The organism is Nostoc flagelliforme FACHB-838 (genome assembly GCF_014698065.1).
Lineage (GTDB): Bacteria > Cyanobacteriota > Cyanobacteriia > Cyanobacteriales > Nostocaceae > Nostoc > Nostoc flagelliforme_B.
Map to the genome: position 1 here is coordinate 1 of NZ_JACJSI010000174.1, position 12730 is coordinate 12730.

Consider the following 12730-nt stretch of genomic DNA (forward strand, 5'->3'; position numbering starts at 1 on the left):
TTGGCTGGTCTGTATGATGGTAATCCCAAGCGCCACACAACCAAACCAACAGCAGAAAAGTTGTTGAATGCTTTCAATGGTATAACAATGTATTTTCATCGAGACGGCAGCTACGAAATGACTTAACTCCGTGAACTTCAACAACAAATTTTAACTCTGATGGGAATACCGCAGTCACTTTACACTTTCCCTTACCTTGTACCTGGATAAGTGCTTACCAGAATCCTATCTAATTAAGCTCCATAAGCTTTACAGTGCATTAATTCCTCTTCTAGCTTTTTAAATCAGCGAACCGACCGAAGATAACCATATAAACCCGGTGAATATGGCAAATTCCATTGATGTACTACTTCTCCTTCTAGATTCAGAAGATATACTTCTCCCTTACCTGTAAGAGGTGTAAAAAGTGTATATCCCTTGAATGCTTTGTCAGGATTATAAGCTCTTAAACCAGTACCACGGCGACGAATAGTATTTTGGTCAACTGATGCTGTTGCGATCGTCATAATTTTAAGTGGATATAAGGATTAGGAACTGTTTTCAAACCCAAAATTGGCATTAATTTGTTGGGTTGCGCTGCGCTTAACTCAACCTACTTTTAATTTTCAATTAAGGTGCTGGATTTGGAGATTGAGTATGAACTATGTCTATTTCTGCCAAAATATCTTTGTCGAGAACTACATTGATACTTTCTATATTGTCTTTGAGTTGTTCTAGTGTGGTAGCACCAATAATCGTACTAGCAACAAACCAACGACTCCGCACAAATGCTATAGCTAATTGTGCAGGACTCAATTGATGACGTTTAGCTATTTCTACATAAGCTGCTACTGCTTCTTGCACATTTGGTTTTAAATAACGCTGACCAAAGTTTTCAAACAAAGTCACTCTGGTTTTTTCTGGTTTACCGTTGAGGTATTTACCAGTTAAATAGCCAAATCCTAAAGGACTATAAGCTAGTAAAGGAATGTTTTCGTAATAAACTGTTTCTGCAAGTGCGCCATCAAAAACTCGATTAAGTAAATTATAAGCATTTTGGATGGAAGCAACTTTAGGTAATCCTAATTGTTTTGCTGCTTGACTAAATTGTACAACGCCCCAAGGTGTTTCATTGCTTAACCCGACATAACGGATTTTACCTGCTTTAATTACATCAGCAAAAACTTCCAGTTGTTCGGCAATGGGAACTGTTTCCTTTACCTGTCTGGGGTCAAAAACTGTTTGTCCAAAACGAGGAACATAACGGTCGGGCCAATGGATTTGGTATAAATCAATATAGTCTGTCTGTAATCTTGCGAGACTATCATCTATCGCTTGTTTGATATTGTTTCGTTCAATTCCTTCCGCACCACCACGTAACCATTTAAAGCCGCGACCAGGCCCCGCAATTTTAGTAGCAATTATTAATTTATCTCGCTGTTGATGCTTTAACCATTCTCCAATATAAGTTTCGGTTAAACCATAGGTTTCTTCACTGGGTGGTACAGGGTACATTTCAGCTGCATCTATAAAATTAATTCCTTGATTAATTGCATAATCTAGCTGCTGATGCGCTTCTTCTATAGTATTTTGTCGCCCATAGGTCATTGTGCCGAGGCAAATTTCAGAAACTTTAAGGTCACTATTGCCTAATTGGTTATATTCCATAATTTCGGGATAATTTCACTATTGAATTGACAAATTTTATTGCTCAGTTGGCGTTACTCGATAATTGCTGCTTATCCTATGAAGTATTTTTGATTTTGAGAATCCACCAGAATTATTTAGATAATACTACGGTATGTACATCGAATTACTTGTGTTGCGATAAAATTTACAAACTTTTTTTGAAAAAATGCTTATCTAAATACTTGACAAAATTCAGCGATCGCCATATTCAACATAATTACTAATTCGTAATTCGTAATTAAAAGGGTTTGAGTCCCCCGCTAAATTTTTTTAAAATTAGCGGTCTTGAATTATTTTAAAACCTTGACTTAGATATAATTTGAGTGATTGCTTCATCTACGATTACGAAAATACAAGCATGACACTCTTACAAGTTCCCATCATCGATATTAGTGGGCTAATTTTTCAAACTAACAACTCTGCCGATGTAATTGCAGAGCAAATCAGACAAGCTCTCCAAGATTACGGATTCTTCTATATTGTTGGACATGGAATTGATGAACAACTACAACAGAAACTAGAACATCTCAGTCAACAGTTCTTCGCGCAAGATGTAGAAACTAAATTGAAAATACGTATGGTTATTGGTGGTAAAGCCTGGCGAGGATATTTCCCCGTGGGTAACGAGTTAACATCAGGTAAACCAGACTTAAAAGAAGGTATTTATTTTGGTTCAGAATTAGAAGAAAATCACCCACTTGTGAAAGCCGGTATACCAATGCACGGTCGCAATCTTTTTCCATCCAACATTCCCCAATTTAGGGAAACAGTACTGGATTATATAGACTCAATGACTCAACTCGGACATATCCTGATGGCTGGTATTGCTTTAAGTCTAGGTTTAGAAAAGTCCTATTTTGCAGACCGTTATACAAAAGACCCATTGAGATTATTTCGGATTTTCAATTATCCTCCTAATTCATCATCTCAATCTGCATGAGGTGTTGGCGAACATACAGATTATGGAGTGTTAACTATCCTCAAGCAAGATAATGTCGGTGGATTACAAATCAAGTCCAAATCTGGTTGGATAGATGCACCTCCTATTCCTAGTTCATTCGTATGCAACATTGGGGATATGCTCGATCGCATGACTCAAGGGCTGTATCGCTCAACACCCCACCGCGTTCAGAACTTATCAACAAGTCATCGCCTTTCATTCCCGTTTTTCTTTGATCCCAATTTCAACGTTGAAGTCAAACCCATTGAATTGAAGGATGTAGTAGTGAATGATGATAAAAGCGATCGCTGGGATAAAGCCAGTGTTCACGAATTTCGCGGCACTTATGGCGAATATCTCTTGAATAAAGTATCTAAAGTCTTTCCAGAACTTCGCCAAACAGTGCTTTAGACACCCAAATTAACTTTGATAAGGACGCGGTAGTTGGCGCAGTTTATGAGCTGTATCCAATTCACTATTGTTTTTTCTACCATATCCCCAACCCAAGAGCCGACGATATTCGCCCATGATGTCACTTTCAATTAAATCATCCTCATTGACTGCAACATTGGTATGAGATTCAGGTGCAACATAGAGTGCATCCGCAGGGCAATAAGCCTCACATAAGAAACAAGTTTGACAGTCTTCCTTGCGGGCGATCGCAGGTGGTTGGTTGGGTACGGAGTCAAAGACGTTGGTAGGACACACTTGGACGCACAAATTGCAATTGATACAGAGTTTATGGCTGACAAGTTCGATCATGACATGCTCCTGCTACAACTTTGATACAGAGGGTGTGGTTTGAGTGGTAATTACTGGTGGTGTAGCAGGAGTATCCGTAATCCAATCACGCCTCACCCAAAGCTTATCTAAGCCGCCTGTTGCTTGGTAATAACGCTGATTTGGATCGGTTTCGGGATAGTCTATGCGAATATGTTCGCTGCGCGTTTCCGTGCGATGTAACGCGCTAAAATATGCCCATCGTGCTACAGCCGTCAAAGCAGCCGCTCGACGAGAAAATTCCACATCGCGCACACTATCTTGTTTCGGGTTGCCTTGTACTTGCTCCCATAGTTTCTCTAATTTAGCAAGAGAATCCAAAAGTCCCTGCTCAGAACGCAAATAATTCTTCTCCAAAGGGAACATCTCGGCTTGTACACCCCGCACGATCGCTTCACTATCGAATGTTTCAGAAGTGTGTGAGGGCGATGATCCCAATCCCACTTGACCAGCAGGACGCGCAACCCGTTCATTTGCATGAGCGCCCAGACTTTTAGCAAAGGCCGCCGCACCAACTCCAGCCCATTGCCCTGTAGAAATTGCCCAGGCAGCATTGGGGCCACCACCCCCAGAAGCTAAACCGGCTAAAAACTCCCGCGATGCAGCATCACCGGCAGCGTAGAGGCCAGGAACCTTTGTAGCGCAATCATCATTCACAATCCGAATCCCACCAGTGCCACGGACTGTACCCTCCAAAACAAGTGTCACAGGCACTCGTTCTGTATAAGGGTCAATACCAGCTTTGGTATAGGGTAGAAAAGCGATGAAATGAGATTTTTCAACCACTGCTTTAACTTCTGGTGTGGCTCGATCCAAACGAGCATAAACGGGGCCTTTCAACAGAGCATTAGGGAGGAACGATGGATCGCGACGACCATTGGTATATCCACCGAGATCATTGCCTGCTTCATCCGTATAACTAGCCCAGCCAAAGGGGACACCCCGCGTTACAGTCGCATTGAAAGCCGTCGAAATAGCATAGTGATTAGAAGCTTCCATACTAGAAAGTTCCCCGCCGGCTTCTACTGCCATCAGCAGTCCATCACCTGTATTGGTATTGCAACCTAGTGCTTTACTCAAGAATGCACAACCGCCATTCGCTAAGACTACTGCACCAGCACGAACGGTATAGGTACGATGATGTTGCCTCTGCACACCTCTTGCTCCCGCTACTGAGCCGTCGTCAGCCAATAAAAGCTCTAGAGCCGGACTTTGGTCGAGAATCTGCACACCAACACGCAAAAGGTTTTTGCGGAGTACCCGCATATATTCAGGGCCATAATAACTCTGACGCACAGATTCCCCATCTTCTTTAGGGAAACGATAGCCCCAACTTTCCACGCTAGGTAAACTCAGCCAAGTTTTTTCGATAACACGCTCGATCCAACGTGAGTTAGCGAGGTTTTTTCCTATGCGATAACGCTCCGATAAAACTTTGTCCCAATTCTCTGGAGAAGGAGCCATGATGCCGTTACCACTAGCCGCCGCCGCACCACTCGTACCCAGAAAACCTTTATCAACAATGATGACTTTGACACCTTGGGATGCGGCTGCCCACGCTGCCCATGCTGCGGCAGGGCCACCACCAATTACCAGTACATCAGCAGATAATTGTAGTTCATTTTCACTATGGACTGTTAGCAATTCCCTGTTCTCCTTTTTAGTAGTTCACAATTTGGTTTTAAGAGACCATTTATAAAGTAAATCTTTAGACGACTAGACGACGTAGCATAATACGAGTCATAACGGCATATATGGCAGCTTCGCTCATTTCTGGAAGACGCTCATAATCCTTACTGAGACGACGGTACTGGTTAAACCAGCCAAATGTTCTTTCTACTACCCACCGTTTGGGCAAAACCTGAAATTCTTGATTAGTACGCCGGATTACCTCAACATGAGCTTGAATCATCAGTCAAACAGAGAGCGCAAATTTATCACCGTCATAGCCGGAATCAACCCAGATGACTTCAACTTTTTCCAGTAATTCTGGACGCTCTTCTAATAGTTCCATCAAAGCATAGGCGGCAAGTAATCTTTCTCCAGCATTTGCTTCACTTACAACCACTTTTAACAAGAGTCCCAGACTATCAACCAAAGTTTGCCGCTTTCGTCCTTTTACCTTCTTGCCACCATCAAAGCCGTACACATCCCCCTTTTTTCAGTCGTTTTTACCGACTGGCTATCTGCCGGGATCGCAGTAGGTTGAGTTGACTTCCCCATTTTTTGACGAACTTGATCGCGCAAAGTATGATTCATTTGCTCCCAAATACCTCGTTTTTGCCATTTACGATAGTACCTGTAAACAGTTGAACTAGGAGGAAAATCCCCTGGAAGCATATCCCACTGACAACCTGTTTTCAGATGGTAGTAGATAGCGTTGCATACTTCTCGCATATCAGTTGTTCGGGGATGGCCACCGCATTTAGCGGGTGGAATCAAAGGAGCTAAAATTGCCCATTCTGAGTCATTAAGGTCTGTAGAATAAGACTTTCGTCTCATTTTTTTCTATGTAAATACACTGCATAAACAGTATCTTATCGCTGCCTTTTTACCTGATGGTTCTCCTTTAGATTTACTTTATAAATAGCCTCTAATATCTTTCTCCCCCAGCCTCCGCAGCTTCAACTGATTTTGGTATTAGTTTTCATGTTTATTTTTTCAATATCCCATTAAAAGTTAGGTAATTTTTTGACCATAAGCATAAATAAAATAGTTATCTGTCAGCTTCACTTCGGCTTGAAATTTAGCCTTAACTAATTCGTTATTCAATTCATCTGTCCGATAGAAAATCTTAACAATTTTAAATTCTTGACCATCATTTAATTTACGCATCTTATAAAGATTTTCATCATTTTTAAGAATATGATCTTTCGCAGTAGAGGTTGGTTCAAATCGAGAATCAATCATAAATATTTGTCCTCCAGGGCGAACAGAGCGAGAAACTTTCTGGAAAAACGAATTAAGTTCTATAGGGGGAACATGAGACAGCCAGAAAGAAAAAAATACTAAATCGTATTGCTGATGGGGTTCCCAAGTAAATAAATCCCATTGCTGATAATTAACTTTGGGGGATTGAAGTTTTCGTTGATTAATCTCGATGACTTCAGAAACAGCATCAATCGCTGTAATTTTCTGCCCCTTTTGTAAAAGTTCTTGCGTCCAGATTCCTGTACCACAAGCGAGTTCTAAAATGTGTTCGACTGGCTCAATTTGGTGCAAGGCAGTTTTAACGATTGCTACTTCATCAAACCATCGTTGATTAAGTTCTTCATCACGATCATAACGACCAGTTCGATAAAACCACTGATCATATTCGTTAGCTCTGGCACGATAGTACTCAATTTGTTGTTGAATCACATCAGTTGTCATGCTATATCTCTGAAAATCTTTTCTTCATTCTCTAACTCTGTGTCCTCTGCGCCTCTGTGGTTCGTTCTTTCAACCCCCAATATCAATAAACAGATGTCAACAATTTATCGATCGCAGCCCGAAACGCCGTCGCTGCACCAGCACTCATATCACGCGGGGCGCAGATGCGATTTCTCAAATATGCGAAAGTAATAGCACCCACAGCAGCAAAGATAGGATCAATGCTGCTATTTTTACCACCAGTCCTTCCACCCGGTAAAGTTGCACCATTGCCATGAATCAGATAATCAGCCAGTTGTCGCAAGTGAAAATCAACAGCGTCCTTAACTGTGGTAAAGTCACCATCTGCTGCTATTGCTTGGACTCCAGAATTTTTGATAACATCTGCGATCGCAACTTCCCGATTATCGCTCAATCTCTCAGATGCTTCGGCTCGATATTGAATTTTCTCACTATCTGCCACATCCAGAGGTAAAGGATTGGCGATCGGTTCTACACCCCATCTGCGACGCAACAGTAAATTGTTGGTGATATTATCCGATTTCACTCTGTGATAAGCAGGACGCTGATTAAGTGCATCAAACCAAGCATTAATGCGAGGAAAGCGAGGATTTCCTTTGAGGTGATATCCTCGATATACAGGTAAATTAGCCGCTAATCTATCTAGATGGGGGCTATATAGAATGTCAACTAAGCTAAACGTACTTACAAAGTAAGGGCCAGGATATTTAGCCAAAGCTTGCTCAACTTCATCTAATTTAGCCTCAAATGCTACTTGTAAGTTTGCCAACTCATCAGCATCTACAGGTGCTTCTCTCAAGAATTTGTACGCAATATCTCTAAAACCGTTAGTCTCAGCCTCTTCAACTAACTGCCTAGCAACAACATTTTCCTCTGGATTCTCAGGCAATAATGCAGGATGTGGATACTTTTCTTCTAAAGCTAAAAGAATATCTTTAGATTCGTATACTAACTCTCCCTCAATTTTTGCTGCTGGCACAAGCGTTGTGGGAACTAGGTCAGTGTACCATTTAGGTTTATTAGTTAAATCAATAAACTCCGTTGCAAAGGGAATTTCCTTTTCTTCCAGAGCAAACCAAACTCTCTCGCAGAAAGGACACCAAGAATTAGTATCTCGATAAAGCAAGACTGGTGGTTGCGTGTTTGGGGGAAGTTTATGTAAACTGCTGGGTATTGGTGCAGTAGAAGGAGATTGTCCTGTCCTCTTTACCCTACGTGCAGAGGTATTTTTTCTAGCAGTTTCTAAAACTTCTTCCCAACTCGATACTGTGTTTTGAATAGACATTTTTTACCTCGCTTTACTAGGAACGCCAGAAAACACAAATAACTGTTGCTCTTTGGGTTGAGGTAAGTTTTCACCAAGGTATCGATGAAGACCTACACCCATGTCTCCTGTAGCAGTGAGTTTGAAGTTAACTTCTTCAAATCCAGATGCAATCAAAATTTTCCGCACATTGTCAGAGTAGGAAATACTGTCAGAATGTCCGCGAGTCCAGATAAAAAAAGCACCTTTTTTACTCAGAAAACTCAAGTTATTGATTAAGGGATTGAGTTCAATTTTCTCAGCCACATGGCCTAACACACCACATGCGATCGCAATATCTGCTGGTACTGCTCCTAGATAATTAGTGGCAAGAGTTGCATCACCATTGATAAATTCAATTTGCTTTGTCAAACCCAATGATTCTATAGTTGCTCGTCCCCGTTCAACTAACTGGGGGTTGAGTTCTACAAGTCTTGCATATACATCTTTTGCACGAGGGTGATTTTTTAAAGTTCCTAGTAAATCTCGCCCATCACCCGCGCAAACACTTACTACCCGGATAGCGCCATCTGGCAAGGCATTCAAGCTATAAGCAATGTATTCCCGCACGATTTCTAGACGCTGCTGCAATATTGGCTCAGTGTTGTAGAGGTCGTGCCATTCATACCAATCTTTTGGCATAAGGGGTGATTCTCATTTAATGCACATTGTGTATTCGTAAACTACGAATAACTTATCGATTAACTGTAGTTTATAACTGAAGGCAGAGTATCACAAACATTTATATAAAATCAAGTCTTATTCCGTATAATCATCCTTAACAAAGTATTTATACATAGTACTTCGTATAATAATTAGCCATAAAATAAGGACGAACCTGGTGAAAGAAAAAATGAATTTGCAGCATCTCAAGTGGACTAAAAATGTAAAACCTCCTGATGGTGGGTATGCTTACTCTGAATTGAAAGTTTCTGAACTATTCAAGTTAGCTTGGAAAGATGATGAAGCCAATGCCAATCGACCTGAAAGAAATGATTTGATCTTGCTTCGGCAACACGGGTATGTTACGCATCTGGTCAAAGTTTTAGATCGCCAATCTGAACGTGAAGACTGGCAAGGTGATTACAATATCTACCGCATTGTTGAGGTGCTATGGGCGATTGATTGCAGTAACCCACCTGTAGCAGCCAAGGCAGATGCCATATTTGATTATCCAGCAGTCCTTGATTACCGAGGCGGTAATGCTATGAAGCTAGAGGATTTGTCCACGTTTAAGGAACATTGGGATACTCAAGGCGGACTTCTCGCTTTCCAGAAACTTCTCCAATCAAGACTTACAGATGTTTAAGGACTGATCTAGCCCTTAAACATCTGTAATTAGGTACAAAGACTATATGCCATACCATGAAATATCCTCTCCAGACACAATATAAGCCCGTTTCAGGCATTGCCGCTAAGAAACTGCTGGAAGCTATCGACTCTGGCGGGGCTGTGGTTAACGCTCAGATGCTTGCCCTGGCCAAACATCTTGCCACTCGCCGTTGCCGCAAAGCTCTAAAAAATGGCTAATTCCGGTAAATTTGATGGAGTTGACTTTTCTAAACTCGATATTGAGCTACTAACCCCTAAACTACGGCAACTTGGTCAGGGATTTCGCTGTGTCAGGGGAGAATTTGTCACTTATTGGAAACAGGGGCGAATCCAACGGGAAGTAGATTCCTATCTGTGTCATCACTAATTTCATCTGGTTCATCCCGGTAATAATTTAACCTATCAAAAACTTGTACCAGGGTGAGGTGAGGCAAACATTGTAAAATTTCTTCAAGCAAGACACCATCCGCCAAGTTTTAGCGATCGCTCTGACAGATGTAACAATTCCCTACTCTTTGACTTGGGCAATCAAAACTACGGTTAACTTATCAATTAAATGTACTTAATTCTTCAAAACAGATATTATAAGAATTTATCGGCAATCAAGTCTTAATTTTTTCATCTGGGTTTAAAAGGCATTTAGTCCCAAAAAAGAGACTTGATGAAATCAGCGTAGCTATAGATTCTAACTAAAACCACCATGAACCCTAGTTTTTTAACTGTCCACACTCCCACCACGATCGCAATTATTGGCGGAGGTTTTAGTGGTTCTCTAGTTGCTACCCACCTATTGAAAACAGCCAGTCAACCCCTCACCATTAAGCTAATTGAGCGTAGCGATCAAATTGGCAAGGGAATCGCCTACAGCACAGATACCAACTGTCATTTGCTGAATGTATCGGCAGGTAACATGAGTGCATTTGCTCATGATCCAGGACATCTGCTGCGTTGGCTACAATACAACCGCGATGAGTTAACAGCATTTTTTTCAGAAGAAGTCAATGCTAGTACCTTCATACCTCGTAAGGTCTATGGCTTATACATTCAATCGGTTTTAGCAGAAGCAGAAGTCACAGCGCCTAGTGATGTACAACTAGAACGCTTGACCGATGAAGTGGTAGGGGTACAGCCTGAAGGAAAAGGCGTAATGATTTCTCTGCGTAGTGGTCGTTGTTTTGCCGCAGACAGAGTTGTGTTGGCATTGGGGAACTCACCTTCTGCACCCCCCGCCATTCAAAACGCAAACAGTAATGATGATTATCTACGGAACGCTTGGTCAGCCGATGCCCTAGCAGATCTTGATGCTGATGCACCTGTGTTGCTAATTGGTACGGGACTGACGATGGTAGATATGGTTTTATCTCTGAGCGATCGCCAGCATCGAGGTAAAATTTATGCTGTGTCCCGACGAGGATTATTTCCCCTAAAACATCAAGCAGCTCAACCTTATCCCTGTTTCTTGACGCTAGAAAATTCACCAAAAAGTGTGCATTGCTGGTTACAGATGCTGCGTGCGGAGGTAAAAGTTGCTACTACCCAAGGCTACGACTGGCGAGCAGTAATTGATTCTCTGCGTCCCATGAATCAAAAAATCTGGCAAAAACTACCAACCGGTGAACAGCAACGTTTTTTGCGTCATCTTACACCCTATTGGGACGTGCATCGTCACCGCATTGCCCCACAAGTGGCAGATGTCGTCACTAAAATGCTCGATTCTGGTCAACTTACCATCTCTGCCGGACGGATTCAAGAATATCAAGCTTTGCCGGACGGTGTAGATGTAACCATACACCAGCGTAAAACCCACATTAATCATACCTTACAGGTCAGTCGGGTGGTGAATTGTACAGGGGTAGCAGCAGATTATCGGCGATCGCCTCATCCCCTAATTACTGATTTGCGATCGCAAAATTTAATTCGCCCCAATGCCATCGGTTTAGGATTAGATACAGATACTCAGGGTGCTTTATATACAGCAGACGGTGAAGTTTCCCAACTTCTCTATACCTTGGGAACTCCGCGTAAAGGCGACCTGTGGGAAACTATTGCTGTTCCAGAATTACGGGGACAGGCGCAGGAATTATCCGAGGTGTTATTGCGATCGCTACCAGTGCGTGTGCGTCCTATTCCAACGATGCCTTTGTTAAGCGAACGCAGTGCAGGGATACCCCCGTCAACTTTCCTATTTCGGCAATTTTTTGACCCGGAAACTAGTAGTTATACTTATTTAATTGGCGATCGGCAGACAGGAGATGCGGTTCTAGTTGATCCTGTACTAACCCAAGTTGACCGCGATTTGGAATCATTGGATGAATTGGGATTAAAGCTACGCTACTGTCTAGAAACTCACCTTCATGCCGATCACATTACAGGGGCAGGGAAACTCAGGCAAAAAACAGGCGCTCAGGTGATTGTTCCCCAGAATACTGCTGTGACAAAAGCCGATCGCTCCCTTGTGGGTGGCGAAATCCTAGAGGTGGGATCGGTAATCATTGAAACAATTTTCACCCTAGGACACAGCGCCAGCCACATAGCATATTTGGTGAACAAAACCCATCTGTTAACTGGTGATGCCTTATTTATTCGTGGTTGTGGACGCACAGATTTTCAGGGAGGCGATGCTGGAACTTTATATGATGTAGTGACACAACGCTTATTCACCTTGCCAGATGATACTTTGGTGTATCCTGCCCATGATTATAAAGGGCGCACAGTTTCCACCATTGGCGAAGAAAAGCGGCTTAATCCCAGATTTAGTAACCGTAGCCGTAGTCAATTCATTACCATCATGAATAATCTCAAATTGAGTTATCCCCAGAAGATGAATGCGACTGTACCGGCGAATGAATACTGTGGTGATTTTATCCCCCAAGAAAGCTTAGATCCGGCTACAAGTTCAGTCACAAATGAAGAACAAAAACAAATAGAACTCACAGTTATGACTAATACAGAAATCTACAATGATTACTTTGCTATGTATATCTAGAGCAAAGTGAAAATCAAAATTTTTCTACCCAGGGACGCAATTCCACTTCCCAAGTCCAAGCATTGCGAGGTTGGCGGAGAATGCTGAGATAAGTTTGAGCTATGGCATCTGGATCCTGACTTTTCACGGGATGTGGAAAAGAAAGAATGGTTCGCGACATTCCATCGCGAACCACTGTTATTCTTTATTATATTTGGAAGTTTCTTCGACTAAATCTTTTAAACCCTGTTTGAGAGTCTCAATTGAACGATCTAAAGCTTCAATTTTAGTCCTTGCAGTAATTTGTTCAATAGCATCTATGTAGGCAATACTACCAGCCTTACCTAAA

General features: G+C 42.0%; 12 protein-coding genes and 2 pseudogenes. 5 read left to right on the forward strand and 9 right to left on the reverse strand.

Going from position 1 to position 12730, the window contains the following annotated elements:
• Positions 1-284: 284 nt before the first annotated feature.
• Positions 285-506, reverse strand: coding sequence for a hypothetical protein (locus H6G97_RS35475; RefSeq protein WP_199349878.1), 222 nt, complete (start codon positions 504-506; stop codon positions 285-287).
• Positions 507-609: 103 nt separating this feature from the next.
• Positions 610-1647 (reverse strand): NADP(H)-dependent aldo-keto reductase, encoded by a 1038-nt coding sequence (locus H6G97_RS35480; RefSeq protein ID WP_190945182.1) that lies wholly within the window; start codon positions 1645-1647, stop codon positions 610-612.
• Between the two features lie 379 nt (positions 1648-2026).
• On the opposite strand from H6G97_RS35480, the gene H6G97_RS53435 reads away from it, so the two are divergent.
• Entirely contained in the window at positions 2027-2608 is a 582-nt protein-coding gene (locus H6G97_RS53435; protein WP_242055714.1) for an isopenicillin N synthase family dioxygenase, read from the forward strand.
• Positions 2609-2620: 12 nt separating this feature from the next.
• Positions 2621-3019: pseudogene (locus tag H6G97_RS53440) on the forward strand (2OG-Fe(II) oxygenase family protein); the annotation flags it as partial.
• A 9-nt stretch (positions 3020-3028) separates the two neighbouring features.
• Here H6G97_RS53440 and H6G97_RS35490 read toward each other — a convergent pair.
• The 6 genes and pseudogenes from H6G97_RS35490 to H6G97_RS35515 all read right to left on the reverse strand — a co-directional run bounded on the left by H6G97_RS35490 (position 3029) and on the right by H6G97_RS35515 (position 8726).
• The gene (locus H6G97_RS35490) at positions 3029-3370 is read right to left on the reverse strand and encodes a 4Fe-4S binding protein (protein WP_190945184.1); all 342 of its coding nucleotides are present in this window, start codon (positions 3368-3370) and stop codon (positions 3029-3031) included.
• A 12-nt stretch (positions 3371-3382) separates the two neighbouring features.
• A complete protein-coding gene (locus H6G97_RS35495) occupies positions 3383-5032 on the reverse strand; it encodes an FAD-dependent oxidoreductase (protein WP_190945185.1) in 1650 nt (549 codons plus the stop codon).
• A gap of 64 nt (positions 5033-5096) precedes the next feature.
• Positions 5097-5890 (reverse strand): annotated as a pseudogene (locus tag H6G97_RS35500) (IS5 family transposase).
• A 177-nt stretch (positions 5891-6067) separates the two neighbouring features.
• Positions 6068-6760, reverse strand: coding sequence for a class I SAM-dependent methyltransferase (locus tag H6G97_RS35505; protein ID WP_190945187.1), 693 nt, complete (start codon positions 6758-6760; stop codon positions 6068-6070).
• A gap of 82 nt (positions 6761-6842) precedes the next feature.
• Complete coding sequence (locus H6G97_RS35510; protein WP_190945189.1) at positions 6843-8066, reverse strand: glutathione S-transferase family protein; 1224 nt, start codon at positions 8064-8066, stop codon at positions 6843-6845.
• Positions 8067-8069: 3 nt separating this feature from the next.
• The gene (locus tag H6G97_RS35515) at positions 8070-8726 is read right to left on the reverse strand and encodes a class I SAM-dependent methyltransferase family protein (protein WP_190945191.1); all 657 of its coding nucleotides are present in this window, start codon (positions 8724-8726) and stop codon (positions 8070-8072) included.
• A gap of 211 nt (positions 8727-8937) precedes the next feature.
• On the opposite strand from H6G97_RS35515, the gene H6G97_RS35520 reads away from it, so the two are divergent.
• The 3 genes from H6G97_RS35520 to H6G97_RS35530 all read left to right on the forward strand — a co-directional run bounded on the left by H6G97_RS35520 (position 8938) and on the right by H6G97_RS35530 (position 12402).
• Entirely contained in the window at positions 8938-9393 is a 456-nt protein-coding gene (locus tag H6G97_RS35520; protein WP_190945193.1) for a hypothetical protein, read from the forward strand.
• A 213-nt stretch (positions 9394-9606) separates the two neighbouring features.
• A complete protein-coding gene (locus tag H6G97_RS35525) occupies positions 9607-9783 on the forward strand; it encodes a hypothetical protein (RefSeq protein ID WP_190945195.1) in 177 nt (58 codons plus the stop codon).
• 333 nt (positions 9784-10116) lie between these two features.
• On the forward strand, positions 10117-12402 hold the full coding sequence (locus H6G97_RS35530) for an FAD/NAD(P)-binding protein (RefSeq protein ID WP_190945197.1): 2286 nt from the start codon (positions 10117-10119) through the stop codon (positions 12400-12402).
• A 13-nt stretch (positions 12403-12415) separates the two neighbouring features.
• On the opposite strand, the gene H6G97_RS35535 is transcribed toward H6G97_RS35530, so the two are convergent.
• A complete protein-coding gene (locus tag H6G97_RS35535) occupies positions 12416-12562 on the reverse strand; it encodes a hypothetical protein (RefSeq protein WP_242055715.1) in 147 nt (48 codons plus the stop codon).
• Positions 12563-12730 lie beyond the last annotated feature (168 nt).